Genomic DNA, 19,229 nt, shown 5'->3' on the forward strand with positions numbered 1-19,229 from the left:
AACACCCGTCGGCAGCGTGGCCTGCGCCATTCATCAACGACTTGTCGCTCAATTCGCTTCTCCTAACGCACGACCGGCTTGCGGAACAGCGGCACAAGAAGCATGTCCGCCTTCATCACGTGATCGACCAGCCACTTGCGCAGGAAGGCGGTGATCTCACCGCTCTGCTCCTTGACGCCCTCCACGCCGCCGTCCGGGTCCTCGAGCGTGGCATGGATGCGTTGCGCGAGGACGTCGATCTCGGCCAGCAGCGCGCGGTGCTCGCGCTTGTGCTGGTCGAGGTGGAGGTAGCCGTAGGCGATCTGGATGCGCTCCTCGCGCTCGAAGTGATATTCGGCATAGCGCCGCAGCTCGGCCAGCGCCAGGTCGACGTTGCGCGGGTCGTCGGGGAAGCGCAACACGAGCTCCACTGTGTTGATCAGCAGGATCAGGTAGCGGTGGTCGGCGTCGATGTCGTCGTGGCCGATACGGAATTGCGGTCGCCAGAAGATCGGCATGGGAGCCTCGGGAGTCGTTCAGGAGCGTGGAAAGGCAGCGCGCAGGATTGTCGCCGATGCGGCCGCCGCGGGCATCATGCGCCGGCCTCGCGCCCTCCGCCGCGACGGAACACCAGGCTGAGGTTGTTGGCCGGCATGTCGACCACCTCCTCCAGCACGAAGCCGCAGCGCAGCGCCTCGCCCTCCACCGCCTCCAGGTCGCGCACCGCGAAGCGCGCATCGATGCTGCACAGCCATTCGTCGAAGTCGGCGTTGCTCGGCGCAGTGTGCGCGCCGCCGCGGCGGTAGGGTCCGTAGCAGACCACCACGCCGCCCGCGGGCAGCACCTCGGCCGCGCCGGCAAACAGCGCGGGCGTGGTCGGCCAGGGCGAGTAGTGCAGCACGTTGATCGCCACGACCGCATCCGCCGCAGCGACCGGCCAGGGCGTGGCGGCGAGGTCGAAGCACAGCGGCGGCAACACGTTGGGCAGCGCAGCGTGCGCCACCCAGTCGGTGATCGAGGCCAGCGCCGCGGGGTCGGCCTCGCTCGGCTGCCAGCGCAGCGCGGGGAGGTGGCGGGCAAAATGCACCGTGTGCTCGCCGGTGCCGCTGCCGAGCTCGAGCACCAGGCCCGTGGTCGGCAATGCGCGTTGCAGCACGGCGAGGATGGGATCGCGGTTGCGCGCGGCGGAGGGCGAGAACTGGCGGCGGTCGAGAGGGAACATGGAGTTCGACGGGCTTGTTGAATGAGGTTTCGATTATCGCCCGCTCCGGCTCGGCGACGCGATGCAAGGATCTTCCGGCCGACACTGGGATAATGACCCCATTCCTTTCACCGCCCCGCCCCACCATGACCACACCCACCAAACCCCTCGCCGGCCTCAAGGTCGTCGAGCTCGGCACCCTCATCGCCGGCCCCTTCGCCGCGCGCATCCTCGCCGAGTTCGGCGCCGAGGTGATCAAGATCGAATCCCCCGACGGCGGCGACCCGCTGCGCAAGTGGCGCAAGCTCTACGAGGGCACCTCGCTGTGGTGGTACCTGCAGGCGCGCAACAAGAAGTCGGTGACGGTGAACCTCAAGCACCCGGACGGCGTCGAGGTGGTGCGCCGGCTGGTGGCCGAGGCCGACATCGTGGTGGAGAACTTCCGCCCCGGCGTGCTCGACAAGCTCGGCCTGGGCTGGGAGGCGCTGGCGAAGATCAACCCCGGCCTGGTGATGGTGCGCCTGTCGGGCTTCGGCCAGAGCGGGCCGATGGCGCAGCAGCCGGGCTTCGGCGCGATCGGTGAGTCGATGGGCGGGCTGCGCTACGTGACCGGCTTTCCCGACCGCCCGCCGGTGAAGACCGGGATCTCGATCGGCGACTCGATCGCCGCGCTGTGGGGGGCGCTCGGCGCGCTGATGGCGCTGCGCCATCGCGAGGTCAATGGCGGCGCGGGCCAGGTGGTGGATGTCGCGCTCTACGAGGCGGTGTTCGCGATGATGGAGTCGCTGGTGCCGGAGTTCGACGTGTTCGGCTTCGTGCGCGAGCGCACCGGCAACATCATGCCGGGCATCACGCCGTCGAACACCCACACCACCCGCGACGGACGCCACATCACCATCGGCGCGAACGGCGACGCGATCTTCCGCAGGCTGATGCGCGCGATGGGGCGCGAGGACCTCGCCGAGGACCCGACGCTCGCCGACAACGGCGGCCGTGACGCGCGCCGCGACGAGCTGTACGCGCTCATCGACGCCTGGGTGGCGCAGCACGACGAGGCCGCGGTGCTGGCGACGCTGGCCGCGGCCGAGGTGCCGGCCTCGCGCATCTACTCGGTGGCGGACATGTTCGCCGACCCGCAATTCCTCGCCCGCGAGATGCTGCACACGGTGACGCTGCCCGATGGCCGCGACTGCCGCATGCCGGGTGTGGTGCCGAAGCTGTCGGCCACGCCGGGCGGCAGCGAGTGGATCGGGCCGGCGCTGGGCGAACACACCGACGCGGTGCTGGCCGGGCTGGGTTACGACGACGCCCGCATCGCAGCACTGCGCGCGGCCGGCGCGATCTGATCCGGCGAGTTCCATGCAGGAGCGTCGGCAGGCGCGAATGCGGTCATTGGAAAAGCCCCGTACCCATCGGAGCCGCCCACACCTCAAGCCTCGCGCTGCGTACGGCCGACAAGTCCCCAGGCCACCGCGGCGGTCACGACGCCCCAGAACCACAGGCCGTTGGTGAGCGGCAGGACGCTGTCGTCCATGTTCGCGCCCAGCCACTGCCCCATCGCGAACGCAAACACCATCATCAGGAAACCGCTGAGCGCGGACGCCGCGCCTGCGGCCTGAGGGAAGGGGCCTACCGCCCCTGCCTGGCCGCAGGGCTGGTGTATGCCGTGCCCCAGCATGTAGATCAGCACGGGCGGAAGAAGCATCCACACCCGGTCCGGGCCGAACAAGCCGATCACGCCGAGCAGGCTGCCGCCGACGAGCGAGAGACCGCCACCGATCGCGACCGTCTTATGCACGCCAAAGCGTCGGAGCAGGCTGCGGCAGAGGAAGGTCCCGACCAGATAGGCGAGCGCGGTCGACATCATGAGCGCGCCGTACTCCAGGCGCGACAGGCCGAGCAGCCGGATGAACACGAAGGACGAGGCGGCGAGGAGCGTGAACAAGCCGCCATAGGTGGAGGCGGCGAGCAGCGCGAAGGCGCGGAAGGTGGGATGGCGCAGGATCGTGCCCCAGGTCTGCAGCAGCTTGCGCGGGCGCAAGGCATCGGGATCGCGGCGCGGGAGCGTTTCCTTGAAATGCCACACGATCAGGCCGAAGGTCAGCGCACCGAACACCGCCAGCGCCCCGAGCGCGACCCGCCAGCCGAGGAACTCCGCGAGCAGGCCACCGACCGGAACGCTCAGGCAGGCGATCACCCCGAGCCCCGACAGCCCCTTGCTGATCGCACGCGCACCCGCCTCCGGCGTGTACAGGTCGCGCACCAGCGCACGGGCACACATCACCGAAGCGCCCATCGCCACGCCCTGGACGATGCGCCCCACCAGCAAGGCCTCCATCGACGGGGCGAACGTGCAGCCGATCGCCGCCACCACATAGGTCGCGAGGCCGACCAGCAGGACCGGTCGCCGGCCAAAGCGATCCGAGACGGGCCCCCACACGAGCTGGGACAGCCCGAACGCGAGCAGCAGGCCGGACAGTGTGAGCTGCGCCTGGGCGACGCTGGCGCCGAGCTGCTGGGTCAGCGCAGGCAGCGCGGGCAGGTAGAGATCGGTGGTGACCGGCTGGATACCGAGCAGCATCGAAAGGGCAAGTACGACGAATGCACGCGACATCGGGACTCCATTGGGCGGCGAGGCGGGCCGAAAGATACAGCCCGGCGCGAGCCGATGGGGAAAAAAGCTCGCGACCGAGCGATCGATCAACGCAATCCTCCCGCCAACGACAGGCCGCGCGACCGGTCTTACGGCGCGCGGCGCGGGTCGGGCCGCCGTCGAGCGACCATCGGCCGCACAGCGCGCGGCTCCTCAGCCCTGCAGCTCGGCGCGGTCGCGGAAGTGCGCCAGCGCCTCGGGGTTGGCGAGCGCCTCCTGGTTCTTCACCGCGCGCCCATGCACCACGTTCCTCACCGCCAGTTCGACGATCTTGCCGCTCTTGGTGCGCGGGATGTCCGCCACCTGCAGCACCTTGGCCGGCACGTGGCGCGGCGTGGTGTTGTCGCGGATGGTCTGGCGGATGCGGCGCACCAGCTCGTCGTCGAGCGCGAGCCCCTCGCGCAGCTTCACGAACAGCACCACGCGCACGTCGCTGGGGTTCTGCGGCGGCCAGTCCTGCCCGATCACCAGCGACTCGACGACCTCGTGCAGCTTCTCGACCTGGCGGTAGATCTCCGCGGTGCCGATGCGCACCCCGCCGGGGTTGAGCGTGGCGTCCGAGCGGCCGTAGATGACCAGCCCGCCGTGCGCGGTGATTTCGCAGAAGTCGCCGTGGCACCACACGTTGTCGAAGCGATCGAAGTAGGCGGCGTGGTACTTGCTGCCGTCGGCGTCGTTCCAGAAGCCGATCGGCATCACCGGGAAGGGCTTGCTGCACACCAGCTCGCCCTTTTCGCCGCGCACGGGCTTGCCGTCGTCGTCCCACACGTCCACCGCCATGCCCAGCCCGCGGCACTGGATCTCGCCGCGCCACACCGGCAGCACCGGGGAGCCGAGCACGAAGCAGGAGATGATGTCGGTGCCGCCCGAGATCGAGGAGAGCTGCAGGTCGGCCTTGATGTCGCGATAGACGTAGTCGAAGCCTTCGGGCACCAGCGGGCTGCCGGTGCTCATCATGGCGCGCACCGTGTCGAGCCTGTGGGTCTCGCGCGGCTTGAGCCCGAACTTGGCGGCGGCGTCGAGGAACTTGGCCGAGGTGCCGAAGTGCGTCATGTGTTCGGCGTCGGCGTAGTCGAACAGGATGCGGTTGTCGCCGGCGAAGGGCGAGCCGTCGTAGAGCAGCAGCGTAGCCTCGGCGGCGAGTGCGGACACCAGCCAGTTCCACATCATCCAGCCGCAGGTGGTGAAGTAGAACACGCGGTCGCCCGGCTTCATGTCGCCGTGCAGCTTGTGCTCCTTGAGATGCTGCAGCAGTGCGCCGCCGGCGCAGTGCACGATGCACTTCGGGACGCCGGTGGTGCCCGAGGAGTACATGATGTAGAGCGGGTGGTCGAAGGGTAGCTGCGCGAACTCGATGTCGTCGACGAAGTGGAAGGGGGCGACGAAGTCGGCGTACAGGCGCGCGTGCGGCACGTGCGAGAGGTCGTGCTCGCGGTGCACATAGGGCACGACCACGACGCGCTTGACCGAGGGCAGCTGCCCGACGATCTCGCCGAGCTTGCCGAGCACATCGACCGTCTTGCCGCCGTAGTAGTAGCCGTCGCAGGCCACCAGCACCTTGGGCTCGGTCTGGCCGAAGCGGTCGAGCACGCCCTGCACGCCGAAGTCGGGCGAGGCCGAGGTGAAGATGGCGCCGAGGCTGGCCGCGGCGAGCATGGCGACGACGGTCTCGGGCAGGTTGGGCATGTAGGCGGCGACGCGGTCGCCGGCGACCACGCCCTGCTCCTTGAGCGCCGCGGCGAAGTGCGCCACCGCGCGGTAGAGCTCGCCGTGGCTCATGCGGTTCTTCACGCGCTCCTCGCCCCAGAACACGATCGCGTCGCGCGCGTCGCGCGAGCGCAGCAGGTTCTGCGCGAAGTTCAGGCGGGCGTCGGGGAACCACTTCGCGCCGGGCATCCTGTGGCCATCGACCAGCACGCGCTCGCCGCGCGTGCCGATCACGCCGCCGCCGACGCCGTCGCCCTCCCACACGCTGGTCCAGAATTGCTCGGGCTGCGCCACCGACCAGGCGTGCAGCGCCTCGTAGTCGGGCAGCGCCACGCCCCAGCGCCGCTCGGCCGCGAGGCGGAAGGCGGTCACGCTGGCGGCGGCGATGCGCTCGGGGGACGGGGTCCACAGGGGCTGGTCAGGGCTCATGGCAGATCTCTCGAAGTCGGATGGCGCGCCAATCGGGATGCGCGCGGATGGGGTCGTATGGAAGCGGCGGGCCGCGGACGGGCGAGCATCCGCCGGGCGCAGGCATCACCCTGGCGCCCCCGCGCGGCGGGGGCGCCAGGCTTACTCGGCGTCGGGCTTACTCGGCGTCAGGCTTACTCGGCGTCGGGCTGGACCTCGGGCGCGGCGCGGCGGAAAGCCTCCAGCCCGGCGCAGTGGTCGGCGATGCGCAGCACCGTGGGCATCGCCGACAGGTCGCAGCCGAAGCGGCGGGCGTTGAAGACCTGCGGCACCAGGCAGCAGTCGGCCAGGCCGGGCGTGTCGCCGTGGCAGAACGCGCCGGTGCGCGCATCGCCGGCGAGCATCGCCTCCACCGCCTGCAGGCCGACGCCGATCCAGTGCCGGTACCAGGCGTTCTTCTGTTCCTCGCTCGCGCCGAGCTCGCGCGTGAGGTACTGCAGCACGCGCAGGTTGTTCACCGGGTGGATGTCGCAGGCGATCGCCTGCGCGATCGCGCGCACGCGGGCGCGGTCGAGCGCCGCGGCGGGCAGCAGCGCAGGCTGCGGATGGGTCTCCTCGAGATACTCGACGATCGCCAGCGACTGCGTCAGCACCTGGCCCTGGTCCTCCAGCGCGGGCACCAGCCCGGCGGGGTTGAGCCCGAGATAGGCGGGCTGGCGGTGCTCGCCGCCGCCGCGCACCAGGTGCACCGGCACGGCCTCGTAGTCCAGGCCCTTGAGGTTCAGCGCGATGCGCACGCGGTAGGCCGCGGAGCTGCGGAAATAGGTGTGGAGCTTCATGTTCGACGTCCTCGACGAAGTCGCACGGCTCAGCCGCCGAGCAGGTGCACCAGCCACAGCGACAGGGCCGGGAACAGGGCCAGCAGCGCGATGCGCACCAGGTCGGAGGCCAGGAAGGGCAGCACGCCGCGGAAAGTCTCGCGCATCGGGATGTCCTTCGCCAGGCTGTTGATGATGAACACGTTCATGCCCACCGGCGGGGTGATGAGGCCGATCTCGACCACCATCAGCGCGAGGATGCCGAACCAGATGGCCTTGTCGGTCGGGTTCAGCCCCCAGTAGTCGAGCCCCATGACGATCGGCAGGAAGATCGGGATGGTCAGCAGGATCATGGACAGGCTGTCCATCACGCAGCCGAGCAGCAGGTACACCAGGATGATGCCGATCAGCACCGCCGCCGGCGACAGCCCGCTGCCGAGCACCCACTGCGCCAGCGCCTGCGGCATCTGCGAGAGCGCGAGGAAGGCGTTGAGCACGTCGGCGCCGAGCAGAATCAGGAAGATCATCGCGGTCGACTCGGCGGCGCCGAACACCGCATGGGTAAAGCCCTTGAAGTCGAGCTCGCGCGACAGCACGGCGAGCGCGGTGGTGGCGATGGTGCCCACGGCGGCGGCCTCGGTGGGCGTGAAGATGCCGCCGTAGATGCCGCCGATCACCACCACGAACACGGTCACGATCGGCCACACCCGGGCCACCGCCGCCATGCGCTGCGGCCAGCTCATGCGCGCCGAGGCGGGGCCGGCATCGGGCACCACGCGGGCGTAGATCGCCACCACCAGCATGTAGCCGAACATGGCGATCAGGCCGGGGATGAGCGCGGCCATGAACATCGCGGCGACGTTCTGCTCGGCGAGGATGGCGTAGATCACCAGCACCACCGAGGGCGGGATCAGGATGCCGAGCGTGCCGCCGGCGGCGAGTGCGCCGGTGGCGAGCGCGGGCGAGTAGCGGTTGCGGCGCAGCTCGGGCAGGGCAACCTTGCCCATCGTCGCCGCGGTGGCGAGCGAGGAGCCGCAGATCGCGCCGAAGCCGGCGCAGGCGCCGATCGCGCTCATCGCCACGCCGCCGCGGTAGTGGCCGAGGAAGGCGTTGGTGGCCTCGAACAGCCGGCGCGACAAGCCGCCGTGCGAGGCGATGTTGCCCATCAGCAGGAAGAGCGGCACCACCGACAGGTCATACACCGAGAAGCGGCTGTAGGCGAGGTGCTTGAAATAGCTCATCAGCGGGGCCCAGCCCGACACGGCGATGTAGCCGATCGAGCCGCCCACCAGCATCGCCATGCCGATGTGGATGCGGACGGCGAGCAGCGCCAGGGTCAGGCCGCCGACGAGGAAACCGATCGTCACGCTGCTCATTGCTCACCCACTTCGTTGTGCATGCTGCCCTTCCAGGCGGTGTACAGGCCGGTGAGCGCCAGCAGCAGGAAGCCGGGCCCCAGCGTGAGGTAGGACCACCACAGCGGCCAGCCGAGGATCATGCTGCTCTCGCCGGAGTTGGCCGCCTCGACCGCGCCGACGAAGCTGCGCCAGGCGATCACCGCGGCGGCGACGGCGAGCACGAGGGAGGCGATGCGGTCGAGCGTGCGGCGCACGCCCACCGAGGCGTTGGCGGTGAAGAAGTCGACGATCACGTGCGCGTTCTTCATCTGCGCGTAGGGCAGGCACGCCGCGATCGCGAGCGCACAGGCCATCTGCACCATCTCGACGTCGCCGAGCACCGGGGCATCGAACAACCAGCGCCCGACCACGCTGTACACCGACAGCGCGCAGGCGCCGAACAACAGCACCGCGCCGCCGAGCGCCGAGAGCTGCGACCACGCGAAGAGGAAATGCCCGACCGCGTCGCGCGGCCCGGGGTCGACCTGCTCGTCGAGCTGGGGGATGACTTCTGCCATGCTGGATCTCCCTTTGTCGTCATGGAAGTGCGCACCCGGTCCATGTTCGAAACCCGGGTGCGACACCATCACTCGATGGCCATCAGGTCCTCACCGACGACAATCTCACCGGCATAGGTTTGTCTGACCGAATCGATCCACGCCTGGGGGTTGTCGAACTTGGGCAGCCCCGTGGGCACGAAGTGAGTCAGGACGAGCTTGCCGACGTTCGCCGCAGTCGCCACTTCGCCGACCTCGTCAGGCTTGGTATGAGCTTCCACGATATGACGCACGAGCTCCTTGTTGCCCGGGTCGATGCGCTCACCGATCGCCTCCGCACCATGCACGCTGACAATCTCGTGGACGAGGATATCGACGCCCTGAGCATGCTTGATCAAGTTGTCGCTCTTCGTGGTATCCCCGGAGAACAGGATTGATTTGTGCGGCGTGTCGAAGCGATACCCGTACGACGGCGAGGCCGCACCGTGCGGCACCTCGAAAGCCGTCACCTTGACGTTCTCGTCCTGATAGATCACCCCGTCCTGGAAGATCTCGCGCACCTTGACCCTGTCCGCGAGCTCGGGCTTCGCCTCGTCACGCACACGGAGCTGGACATCCCAGTCTGCGAAGGCCATGTAGGCCTTGTTCATCATCGAGAGCGGGGGTGGGCCGAAGGTGTGCACCGTGTTTTTCAGTCCGCTCGACGCTGCGCGCAGCAACAGGGTGCCGTAGTCGGCCATGTGGTCCGAATGGTTGTGCGTGATGAAGACGGCGCGCAGCTTCTTGGCGTCGATACCGGCGAGCGCCATCTGTCGGGCGACCCCGTTACCGGTATCGATCACATAGACCTCGCCATTGACGATCAACGCGTTGGAAGGCTGGGCACGCGCCTTCTTGATCGACGGTCCGCCGGCAGTCCCGAGCAGCACGAGTCGCGTACCGGACGCGGTTTGCGCCGGGGAAGGAGCCTGGGCCTGCGCCGTGGCGGAAAACAGCAATGCGGTTGCACACATGGCAGCGCCAATGGCAGCCATGAAGGGTTTGTTATTGCACATGTCGGTCTCGATCTATTGCCGGCTGGCAGGGCATGCGGAGAGGGCATGCGAAGTCCTCTGCCTAAGCCGAAGGGGGGGAGGCGGGGCTCCCTGCGCGAGCACCCGAAAGGGATGCCCGGCGACCCGGAAACGTGAGCATCCTGGGCATATCGAAGACGACATGCCCGTCGGTCCGGAGCTCGATTTACTTGCTGTGCTTGGCGATCAGCGCGCGCGCGCTGTCGAGCATCTCCTGGCCGGGGTAGCCCTTGGCGCTGACTTCCTTCACCCACTCCTCGGCGAGGCGGTCGCCGACCTTGACCCAGGCGCCGGCTTCGCTGGCGGGGATGGTGTGGAACTGGTTGCCGCGCTCCTGCGCCAGCTTGCGCGCGGCCGGCGCCGACTCGTCCCAGGCGCGGCCGATCTGCGCCGACAGCTCGGCGCCGGAGTTGGCGTCGATGACCTTCTTGAGGTCGTCGGGCAGGCTCTCGTACTTGGCCTTGTTCATCGCGATGGTGAAGAAGGTGGTGTACAGCGAGGGCTGCGAGGGGTCCATCTCGGTGTGGAACTTGGTCATCTCGTGCAGCTTCATGGTCGGGATGACCTCCCACGGCAGCACGTAGCCGTCGACCACGCCCTTGGACACCGCCTCGGGGGTCTGCGGCATCGGCATCGCCACCGGGGTGGCGCCGAGGTGGGCGATCATGCGGTTGGTGAGCCGCGTCGGCGCGCGCATCTTGAGGCCGCGGAAGTCGGCCAGGCTCTTGATCTCGCGCTTGTTGTTGTGGATGTGGCCGGCATCATGGACGTGGAAGGCGAGCGGCCGGACGGCCTCGAAGTCCTTCTTGCCGAACTGCTCGTAGTACTCCCAGGCGGCGCGGCTCGCACCCTCGGCGTTGCGGGTCAGGAAGGGCAGCTCGAACACCTCCACCGAGGGGAAGCGGCCGGCGGTGTACCCGGGCAGGGTCCACACGATGTCGGCGACGCCGTCGGCGGCCTGCTGGATCAGCTGCGCCGGCGTGCCGCCGAGCTGCATGGCGGGGAAGATCTGGCACTTGAGGCGGCTGTTCGACTCGGCGGCGATCTTCGCGCACCAGGGTTCGAGGATCTTCTGCTGGCTGAGCGCGGTGGCGGGCCAGAAGTGCGCCACCTTGAGGACGATCTCCTCGGCCTTGGCGGGGCCGGCGATCAGGGTGGCGACGGCGATGCCGATCAGGGTCTTCTTGTTCATGTGTCTCTCTCCGGTCGGGGTCGGGACGGCCGCGGCGGGCATGCCGACGGCCTGGTGCTCGAATGGATTGCGGGGCGCCTGCCGCGGCCCTCTGCGCGGCCTCGGGCAGGCGGTCCGGGTCAGCCGCGCAGCGCGGCGACGCGGTTCTCGATGGTGCCGAAGACGCTCGCGCCCTGGCGGTCGAACATCTCGACGCGCACGACGTCGCCGTCGCGCATGAAGGGCGTGGCCGGCTTGCCCTGCTCGATGGTCTCGTAGGTGCGCACCTCGGCGAGGCAGCAGTAGCCGACGCCGCCGTGGTCGATGGACGAACCCCACAGGTCGCCCTGCTTGTTCGAGACCGTGCCCGAGCCGATGATCGAGCCGGCCTCGAGCTCGCGCGTCTTCGCCACGTGGGCGACGAGCTGGCCGAAGTCGAAGGTCATGTCGTCGCCGGCCTCGGGCTTGCCGAAGAGCTTGCCGTTGAGGTGCACCACCAGCGGCAGATGCACCTTGGCGTCCTTCCAGGCGTCGCCCAGCTCGTCGGGCGTGACCGCCACCGGGCTGAAGGCCGAGGCCGGCTTGGACTGGAAGAAGCCGAAGCCCTTGGCGAGCTCGTTGGGGATGAGGTTGCGCAGGCTGACGTCGTTCACCAGCATCACCAGGCGGATCGCCTTCGCCGCCTCGGCGGGGGTGGCGCCCATCGGCACGTCGCCGGTCACCACGGTGACCTCGGCCTCGAAGTCGATGCCCCAGGCCTCGTCGGCCACCACCGCGTCGCGCGGGCCGATGAAGCTGTCCGAGCCGCCCTGGTACATCAGCGGGTCGGTGTAGAACGAGGGCGGCATCTCGGCGTTGCGGGCCTTGCGCACCAGCTCGACGTGGTTGATGTAGGCCGAGCCGTCGGCCCACTGGTAGGCGCGCGGCAGCGGCGAGGCGCAGGCGGCCTGGTCGAAGGGCTGGGCGTCGACCGCGCCGCTGTTGAGCGCCTCATACACCTGGCGCAGCTGCGGCTCGCAGGCCTGCCAGTCGTCGAGCGCGGCCTGCAGGCTGCGGGCGATCGCCGGCACGGCGCGGCAGCGGGTGAGGTCGCGACTGACGACGACCAGGGTGCCGTCGCGGCCGCCTTGCTTGAGGGTGGCGAGTTTCACTTGAACATCTCCTTGTAGCTGCCGTCGTGCATCCACGCGGCGTGCTTGGGGGCCTTCCTCGTCTGCGCCCACTCCTCGAGCATGTCCCACTTGACCTTGTCGAGCGCCTCCAGCATGCCGGGCAGGTTCGTGTTGCAGGCGAGCTCGAGGCGGTGGCCGTTGGGGTCGAAGAAGTAGATCGACTTGAAGAGCGCGTGGTCGGTGGGGCCAACGACCTGGATGCCCGCGGATTCGAGGCGGGTCTTGGCGGCGAGCAGGGTCTCCATCGAGTCGACCTCCAGCGCAAGGTGCTGGGTCCAGGCCGGGGTGTTCTCGTCGCGACCCATCGGCGCGCGCGTGGGCAGCTCGAAGAAGGCGAGCACGTTACCCATGCCGGCGTCCATGAAGATGTGCATGTAGGGATCGGGCTCGCCGGTCGAGGGCACGGCGTCCTCGGCGATCGACAGCACGAGCTTCATGCCGAGGTGCTTCTCGTACCAGCGCGCGGTCTCGAGCGCGTCCTTGCAGCGGTAGGCGACGTGATGGATCTTCTTCACGATCGGGGTCATTGCGGTCTCCTCGTCCTTCCTCGTTGTCGGGATCCGGCGCTGCGTTGCGTTTATCGCCGGATAAGTCGTGACGCCATTACAGTCCAAAAGCCTCTATCATTCAAACAGCTTTTTCAGATCGACTTATCGGATAATCCGATGAATATCACCTTGCGCCAGCTGCGCGCCTTCATCGCGGTGGCCCGCAGCGGCAGCTTCACGCTCGCGGCCGAGAGCCTGTTCATCACCCAGTCCGCGCTCAGCGGCCTGATCAAGGAGCTGGAGCAGTCGCTGGGCGTGCGCCTGTTCGACCGCAGCACGCGCCGCATCCAGCTCTCCGACATCGGGCGCGGCATCTACCCGCTGATCGACAAGATCCTCGCCGATCTCGACGGCGTGCTCGACGAGGTCGCCAACCTCAAGGCGCTCAAGAAGGGGGTGGTGCGGGTGGCGGCGCCGCAGCTGATGGCCTGCACGCTGCTGCCCGAGGTGATCGCGGCCTACCGGGCGGAACATCCCCAGGTGGACATCCGCCTGATCGACTGCGCGGTGGAGAGCGTGACCTCGCGGGTCTTCTCCGGCGAGGTGGATTTCGGCCTCGGCCCCGAGCGCGACCCCAACTCGGACATCGACGCCACGCCGCTCTTCGAGCTGCCCTTCCATGCGGTCTTTCCGCCGGGGCATGCGCTCACGGCGCGGGAGACGGTGCGCTGGGCGGACCTGGTCGATCATCCGCTGATCACCCTGCAGGGGCAGTTCACCGAGCGCCTTTCCGTGGACCTGCACACCGCGATGCGCGAGGGCGATCTCGACCCGGCCACCACGGTGACCTTCATGTCGACCGCGCTGAGCATGGTCGCCGCCGGGCTCGGCGTGACCATCTGCATTCCCTACGCCGCCTCGCTGGTGCGCCTGTACCGGCTCGACATGCGCCCGCTGGTGGAGCCGGTGGTGACCCGACGCTTCTACGTCTTCAGCCGCAACGGTCGCTCGCTGTCGCCAGCGGCGCAGAGCTTCCGCGAGGCGCTGTTCGGGTATGTGGCGAGGGAGGGGGCGTTCACAGGCCATCCGTAGACGGGGGCTCCGCCGGCCGCGAATCGGCGATCCGAACGCCACCTCTCCCACACAGGCACGGAAAGCGCGATGTCTCCATGTAGGCGCTGCGGCAGCTGCGAACGGGGCGACCCCGCGATCGACGCGGGTGCGGAATTCCGCCGCCGCATTCGCGCCTGCCGGCGCTCCTACACAAACCGCCGCGCGTGCTGCCCCCCTGTAGGAGCTGCGGCAGCTGCGAACACGGCGGTCGGGCAGGTGACGCGGGTGCGGAATTCACCGCCGCATTCGCGCCTGCCGGCGCTCCTACACAAACCACCGCGCGTGCTGCCCCCTGTAGGAGCTGCGGCAGCTGCGAACACGGCGGTCGGGCAGGTGACGCGGGTGCGGAATTCCACCGCTGCATTCGCGCCTGCCGGCGCTCCTACACAAACCGCCGCGCGTGCTGCCCCCTGTAGGAGCTGCGGCAGCTGCGAACACGGCGGTCAGGCAGGTGACGCGGGTGCGGAATTCACCGCCGCATTCGCGCCTGCCGGCGCTCCTACACAAACCACCGCGCGTCCCGCCCCCCTGTAGGAGCTGCGGCAGCTGCGAACACGGCGGTCAGGCAGGTGACGCGGGTGCGGAATTCACCGCCGCATTCGCGCCTGCCGGCGCTCCTACACAAACCACCGCGCGTCCCGCCCCCTGTAGGAGCTGCGGCAGCTGCGAACCGGCGATCGGCGCGCCGCCGCTCCGTTGCGGGGCCTCCTCAGCCCTCGCCCGCCACGCCCTCGCGCGCGAGCTTCATCGCCTCGCGCAGCACGGAGATGTCGCCGATATGGTTGGCGAGCAGCAGGATCAGGCGGGCATTCACCATCTCGCTCTGCTCGTCGCTGAGCTCGCGGTGGGTCTCGATCAGGGCCTCGTAGAAATCGTCGCCGGGCGAGAAGGCGCGGAAGTAGCGCTTGCCGGGTTCGAACAGGTTGGGTTGGGTGTTCAGGGCCATGGCGATCTCCTTCAGGCGTTGCAGGTGGCGCGGGCGACGGCGGCGCGCACACGGGCCGGGTCGAGGGCGCGCCAGCGCGCGGTGACGTGCTGGTCGGGGCGGACGAGGTAGGTGGTGCCGGGCTGCAGGTCGTAGCGCTCGCGGATGCGGCCCTTGGCGTCGGTCAGCGTGCGCAGGCCGGCCGGGGCCTGGCCGCGCGCGGCGACCACGATCGGCTCGACCGGAATCGCGCCCTCGGCGAGCGACTGCAGCGCCGCCGCGCTCGCGGCGTCGAGGTCGGCCGCGTCGGCGACGTAGTGCAGCACCTGGAAGCGGTCGCCGAGCGCCTGCAGCAGCCAGGACTCGCCGTCGGCGGTGGCGATCGGGGCGTCGTCCATCGGCGCGCCGGGGACCATGTTGCCGGCGAACACCGCGTCGTCGGCGGTGTTGAGTCGCGAGCCCACGAGGAAGCTCGGCACCGACAGGCGCCCGGAGTTGACCAGCGCGCGCGCGAAGGGGTGGTGCTCGGCCAGGCCCAGCACCGCGTTGCGGAAGGTCTTGCTGGTGCGGCTCTTGGGGGTGATGAAGTCGGTCGAGCGCGTCGAGTTCATGATGTTCTCGTCGGCCGCGAAGCCGCGCTCGTCGCCGTAGGTGTCGAGCAGCGTGGCGGGGGCCTTGCCGTCCATCACCAGCGCGAGCTTCCACACCAGGTTGTCGGCGTCCTGGATGCCGGAGTTGGCGCCGCGTGCGCCGAAGGGCGAGACCTGGTGCGCCGAGTCGCCGACGAAGAGCACGCGGCCGTGGTTGAAGCGGTTCATGCGGCGGCACTGGAAGGTGTACACGCTGACCCACTCGAGCTCGAACTCGCGGTCGTCGCCGATCATCGCCTGGATGCGCGGGATCACGTTCTCGGGCTTCTTCTCCTGCTCCGGGTCGGCCTGCCAGCCGAGCTGGAAGTCGATGCGGAAGACGTTGTCGGCCTGGCGGTGCAGCAGCACCGACTGGTTGGGGTGGAAGGGCGGGTCGAACCAGAACCAGCGCTCGGTGGGGAAGTCCGCCTTCATGACCACGTCGGCGATCAGGAAGCGGTCCATGAAGATCTTGCCGTCGATGTCCAGCCCGAGCATGGTGCGGATCGGACTGCGCGCGCCGTCGGCGACCACCAGCCAGTCGGTGGTGAGCGTGTAGGCGCCGTCGGGCGTCTCCACGCGCAGGCTCGCCTCGTCCTCGCCGGGGGTGACCGCGATCACGCTGTTCTTGAAGCGCATCTCGAGGTTCGGGAGCTTGCGCGCGCGCTGCACCAGGTAGTCCTCGAGGTAGTACTGCTGCAGGTTGATCATGCCCGGACGGTGATGGTCGGGCTCGGGGCAGAGGTTGAAGTTGAACACCTCATCCTCGCGGAAGAAGGTGCGGCCGACGTTCCACGACACGCCCTTGTGCACCATCTCCTCGCCGCAGCCGAGGCGGTCGAGCACCTCGAGCGTGCGCTTGGCGTAGCACACGCCGCGCGAGCCGATGGAAACCGTGTCGTCGTTGTCGAGCAGCAGCACCTGCCGGCCCTGGCGGGCGAGGTCGATCGCGGTGCACAGGCCGACCGGGCCAGCGCCGACGATCACCACCGGGTAGTGTCCGTCGCGCCCTTCGGCGATCTCGGGCGGGCGGACGTATTCGAACTTGGGGTATTGGTACGTGCTCAGCACGGCGGTCTCCTCCTGGATTGTTCGTATGCGCCGGAGCCGCGTCTTGGCGCGCGGGCTGCCGGAGCGGAGCGCCACGACGGGCGCCGGACTCTGCTGGAAATCAGGGGTGCGAAAGGCGGGGCTCCACACGGCGCCCCGCGTGTCGAGGGCTCAGCCCTGCTGCAGCGCGTGCCACATCTGCTGGTCGCGCTCGGCGGTCCAGATGCGCGGGTCGCGGATGCCGCTCGCCTCGTCGTGGGCGCGGGTGACATCGAAGGGCAGGCAGTGCTCGTAGATGAAGACCTGGCCGAACTTCGGGTCCATGTTGGCGCGCGTGTGCGCCATCGTCGCCTTGAGGTCCATGCCCTTCGCGACCGCTTCCTGCGCGCTGCGGTACAGCGTGGACACGAAGTCGCGGGTGTAGGCGAGGCCGGCCTGCACCTTCTCGGGCGTCATCAGCGCCGGGCCGCGGCCGGGCACGAGCTTGGCGAAGTTCATCGCCGCCAGGTTGTCGAGGGTCTGCGGCCAGTCGGCGAGGTAGGCGTCGCCGGTGTAGCAGGCGGCGTCGGCCTCGACCAGGTCGCCCGAGAAGCAGATGTCCTGCGCGGGCAGGTAGACGATGGTGTCGCCCTTGGTGTGGCCGCGGCCGAGCTGCTTGATGCGGACCTCGAGCTTGCCCATCCACACGGTCATCTCGCCGCTGAAGGTCATGGTCGGCCAGGTCAGCCCGGGCACGCTCTCGACGGCCTGGAACAGGCGCGGGAAGCGGCCGATCTCGGAGTCCATGTCCTGCTGGCCGCGCTCGACGATGAGGTCCCAGGTGTCCTTGCTGGCGATGACCTGCTCCAGGCCCTCGCCCTTGTAGCCCGAGGCGCCGAGCACGCGCACCGCGTGGTAGTGGGTCAGCACGACGTACTTGATGGGCAGGTCGGTGATCTCGCGCACCTTGGCGATCACGCCCTGCGCGGCCACCGGGGTGGCGGTGGCGTCGATGATCATCACGCCGTCGTCGCCGATGATCACGCCGGTGTTGGGGTCGCCCTCGGCGGTGTAGGCATAGGCGTTGTCGGACAGCTTCTCCCAGCTGATCTGCTTCTCTTCGAGGTCGGCCTGGGAGGCGAATTTCTTGGTGCTCATGTGGGGAGGTCTCCTGTGATGTGCAGCGATGGGTGCATACTAGCCTTTAGTTCGTTAATCGTCAATACGTTCGTTATAGTTGAATTATCGGGATGCGCGACGGGTCCGGCGGACTGCTAAGATGCGCCGCGAATCCGGAGAGCAGCATGCAGGACATCCCTAACCCTACCCCTTCGACCGCGCGCGATGCGGCCGAGTCCGCCGGCGAGCGCCGCGGCATCCAGTCCATCGAGGTGGGCGGCAGCCTGCTGTCCGCCCTGGTGCGCGAAGGCAAGCCGATGATGCTGAAGGACCTCGCGCGCGAAGCCGGCATGCCTGCGGCCAAGGCGCACCCCTACCTGGTGAGCTTCGGCAAGCTCGGGCTGGTCGAGCAGGACGCGCTCACCGGGCGCTACGGCCTGGGTCCGTTCGCGCTGCAGATGGGTCTCACCGCGCTGCACGGCCTCGACCCGATCAAGGCGGCCCTGCCCGAGGCGGCCCGGCTCGCCGACGACATCGACCTCAACGTGGCGATCGCGGTGTGGGGCAACCACGGCCCCACCGTGGTGCACATCGCCGAATGCAGCCGACAGATCCACATCAACATGCGGCCGGGCACGGTGATGACCCCGCTGCTGCTGTCGGCCACCGGGCGTGTGTTCGCCGCCTTCCTGCCGCAGCGCATCGTCGGCCCGGTGCTCGCCAGCGAGGCGGCGGCGGTGAGCGCGCCGCCGCTCGAGCTGTCTGCCGGCGGCGTGCAGGCAGTGCTCGACGAGATCCGCGCGCACCGCCTCGCGCGCGCGCTCGGCAATCCCATCCCGGGCATCCACGCGTTCTCCGCGCCGGTCTTCGACGCTGGCGGCCAGCTCGCGCTCGCGATCACCGCGATGGGGCCGGTCGGCAGCGTCGATCCGGACTGGGCGGGCCCCACCGCGAGCCGGGTGCGCGCGGCCGCGGATGCCATCGAGCGCCAACTGGGCAGGCGGACGGTCTGAGCCACATCAAGGCGGGGGTGACCGGCGCGGGCGGAGAATCGGCGCTCCCCAAAGCCCCGGAGCGAGCATGTCCAGCGAACGTTTCCCCGCCTTCTTCGACCAGGTGCCGCGCCTCGTGGTGCGCGATCCGCTCGCCGAATTCCTCGGCGCCGCCGAGGGGGGCGTGCTCGAGTACGGCTACGCCGACGCGGTGCGCCTGGCCGGTCACTCCTGCCCGACGGTGGCCTCAGCCTACGCCCTCGCCCACCACGCGCTCACCCGGCTCTTCCCGGGCGAGCTGCCGGTGCGCGGCATGGTGCAGGTGAGCTTCCAGCATCCGCTCGACGAGGGCGTGACCGGCGTCATCGCCGCGGTGCTCGGCCTGCTCAGCGGCAGCGCCCAGGACGGCGGCTTCAAGGGCATCGCCGGACGCTTCGTGCGCCGCAACCTGCAGCACTTCGGCGAGCACCAGCCGCTCGCGCTGCGTTTCGTCCGCAGCGACAGCGGCGCCACGGTGCACGCCGCGGCCGAGCTCTCCAAGGTGCAGCCCCACCCCGAGATGGCCGAGCTGATGCGCCGCTGCATGCGCGGCGAGGCCGCCCCCGCCGAAGCACAGCGCTTCGCGCAGCTGTGGCAGGAGCGCGTGCGGCGCGTGCTCGTCGAGCACTGGGACGACCCCGAGGTGTTCCACCTCTCGGCCTGAACCGCGGGGCTGCGCGGCCGTGTTCGCGGCTGCCGCAGCGCCTACAGGGGGAGCGGGACGCGCGACGGTTTTGTAGGAGCGCCGGCAGGCGCGAATGCAGCCGTGAAATCCGCGCCCGCGTCGCCTGCCCGACCGCCGTTTTCGCAGCTGCCGCA

18 protein-coding genes are annotated in these 19,229 nt (G+C 69.3%); 4 read left to right on the top strand and 14 right to left on the bottom strand.

All coding sequences use genetic code 11. The annotated features are described in order from the left end of the window. Nucleotides 1-62: 62 nt before the first annotated feature. The gene (locus C667_RS10780) at nt 63-497 is read right to left on the bottom strand and encodes a bacteriohemerythrin (protein ID WP_004363091.1); all 435 of its coding nucleotides are present in this window, start codon (nt 495-497) and stop codon (nt 63-65) included. Nucleotides 498-571: 74 nt separating this feature from the next. After that, nucleotides 572-1,201 (bottom strand): DUF938 domain-containing protein, encoded by a 630-nt coding sequence (locus C667_RS10785; RefSeq protein WP_004363092.1) that lies wholly within the window; start codon nt 1,199-1,201, stop codon nt 572-574. 125 nt (nt 1,202-1,326) lie between these two features. Between C667_RS10785 and C667_RS10790 the strand changes: the two genes are divergently transcribed. Continuing rightward, entirely contained in the window at nt 1,327-2,526 is a 1,200-nt protein-coding gene (locus tag C667_RS10790; protein ID WP_004363094.1) for a CaiB/BaiF CoA transferase family protein, read from the top strand. A gap of 83 nt (nt 2,527-2,609) precedes the next feature. Here C667_RS10790 and C667_RS10795 read toward each other — a convergent pair whose 3' ends face one another. The 9 genes from C667_RS10795 to C667_RS10835 form a co-directional block, all read right to left on the bottom strand. Beyond that, the gene (locus C667_RS10795) at nt 2,610-3,794 is read right to left on the bottom strand and encodes a multidrug effflux MFS transporter (protein WP_004363096.1); all 1,185 of its coding nucleotides are present in this window, start codon (nt 3,792-3,794) and stop codon (nt 2,610-2,612) included. A 192-nt stretch (nt 3,795-3,986) separates the two neighbouring features. Further along, on the bottom strand, nt 3,987-5,969 hold the full coding sequence (locus C667_RS10800; RefSeq protein ID WP_004363098.1) for an acetoacetate--CoA ligase: 1,983 nt from the start codon (nt 5,967-5,969) through the stop codon (nt 3,987-3,989). A 173-nt stretch (nt 5,970-6,142) separates the two neighbouring features. Continuing rightward, the gene (gene maiA, locus C667_RS10805; protein ID WP_004363100.1) at nt 6,143-6,787 is read right to left on the bottom strand and encodes a maleylacetoacetate isomerase; all 645 of its coding nucleotides are present in this window, start codon (nt 6,785-6,787) and stop codon (nt 6,143-6,145) included. Between the two features lie 29 nt (nt 6,788-6,816). Continuing rightward, nucleotides 6,817-8,142, bottom strand: a complete 1,326-nt coding sequence (locus C667_RS10810; protein WP_004363102.1) for a TRAP transporter large permease — start codon at nt 8,140-8,142, stop codon at nt 6,817-6,819. Beyond that, the gene (locus C667_RS10815) at nt 8,139-8,681 is read right to left on the bottom strand and encodes a TRAP transporter small permease (RefSeq protein WP_004363104.1); all 543 of its coding nucleotides are present in this window, start codon (nt 8,679-8,681) and stop codon (nt 8,139-8,141) included. The genes C667_RS10810 and C667_RS10815 overlap by 4 nt, the downstream gene beginning before the upstream one ends. A 68-nt stretch (nt 8,682-8,749) precedes the next feature. Continuing rightward, the gene (locus C667_RS10820) at nt 8,750-9,715 is read right to left on the bottom strand and encodes an MBL fold metallo-hydrolase (protein ID WP_039921302.1); all 966 of its coding nucleotides are present in this window, start codon (nt 9,713-9,715) and stop codon (nt 8,750-8,752) included. A gap of 184 nt (nt 9,716-9,899) precedes the next feature. Further along, nucleotides 9,900-10,925, bottom strand: a complete 1,026-nt coding sequence (locus C667_RS10825; protein WP_004363108.1) for a TRAP transporter substrate-binding protein — start codon at nt 10,923-10,925, stop codon at nt 9,900-9,902. Nucleotides 10,926-11,044: 119 nt separating this feature from the next. Continuing rightward, the gene (locus tag C667_RS10830; RefSeq protein WP_004363110.1) at nt 11,045-12,055 is read right to left on the bottom strand and encodes a fumarylacetoacetate hydrolase family protein; all 1,011 of its coding nucleotides are present in this window, start codon (nt 12,053-12,055) and stop codon (nt 11,045-11,047) included. Next, nucleotides 12,052-12,603, bottom strand: a complete 552-nt coding sequence (locus C667_RS10835) for a VOC family protein (protein ID WP_004363112.1) — start codon at nt 12,601-12,603, stop codon at nt 12,052-12,054. The genes C667_RS10830 and C667_RS10835 overlap by 4 nt, the downstream gene beginning before the upstream one ends. Nucleotides 12,604-12,741: 138 nt before the next feature. Between C667_RS10835 and C667_RS10840 the strand changes: the two genes are divergently transcribed. Continuing rightward, nucleotides 12,742-13,656: a LysR family transcriptional regulator gene (locus tag C667_RS10840; RefSeq protein WP_004363114.1), complete on the top strand. Its 915-nt coding sequence runs from the start codon at nt 12,742-12,744 to the stop codon at nt 13,654-13,656. Nucleotides 13,657-14,386: 730 nt separating this feature from the next. Here C667_RS10840 and C667_RS10845 read toward each other — a convergent pair. From C667_RS10845 to C667_RS10855, 3 genes are all read right to left on the bottom strand, one after another. Continuing rightward, complete coding sequence (locus tag C667_RS10845) at nt 14,387-14,623, bottom strand: DUF2783 domain-containing protein (RefSeq protein ID WP_004363117.1); 237 nt, start codon at nt 14,621-14,623, stop codon at nt 14,387-14,389. A gap of 11 nt (nt 14,624-14,634) precedes the next feature. After that, nucleotides 14,635-16,302: an FAD-dependent oxidoreductase gene (locus tag C667_RS10850; RefSeq protein ID WP_004363119.1), complete on the bottom strand. Its 1,668-nt coding sequence runs from the start codon at nt 16,300-16,302 to the stop codon at nt 14,635-14,637. A gap of 150 nt (nt 16,303-16,452) precedes the next feature. After that, nucleotides 16,453-17,418, bottom strand: a complete 966-nt coding sequence (locus C667_RS10855) for an MBL fold metallo-hydrolase (protein WP_004363121.1) — start codon at nt 17,416-17,418, stop codon at nt 16,453-16,455. Between the two features lie 146 nt (nt 17,419-17,564). Between C667_RS10855 and C667_RS10860 the strand changes: the two genes are divergently transcribed. Then, nucleotides 17,565-18,392 (top strand): IclR family transcriptional regulator, encoded by an 828-nt coding sequence (locus C667_RS10860; RefSeq protein ID WP_004363122.1) that lies wholly within the window; start codon nt 17,565-17,567, stop codon nt 18,390-18,392. Nucleotides 18,393-18,459: 67 nt separating this feature from the next. Beyond that, a complete protein-coding gene (locus C667_RS10865; RefSeq protein WP_004363124.1) occupies nt 18,460-19,074 on the top strand; it encodes an FmdE family protein in 615 nt (204 codons plus the stop codon). Nucleotides 19,075-19,229: the final 155 nt, after the last annotated feature.

It is taken from the genome of Thauera phenylacetica B4P, from assembly GCF_000310225.1.
Lineage (GTDB): Bacteria > Pseudomonadota > Gammaproteobacteria > Burkholderiales > Rhodocyclaceae > Thauera > Thauera phenylacetica.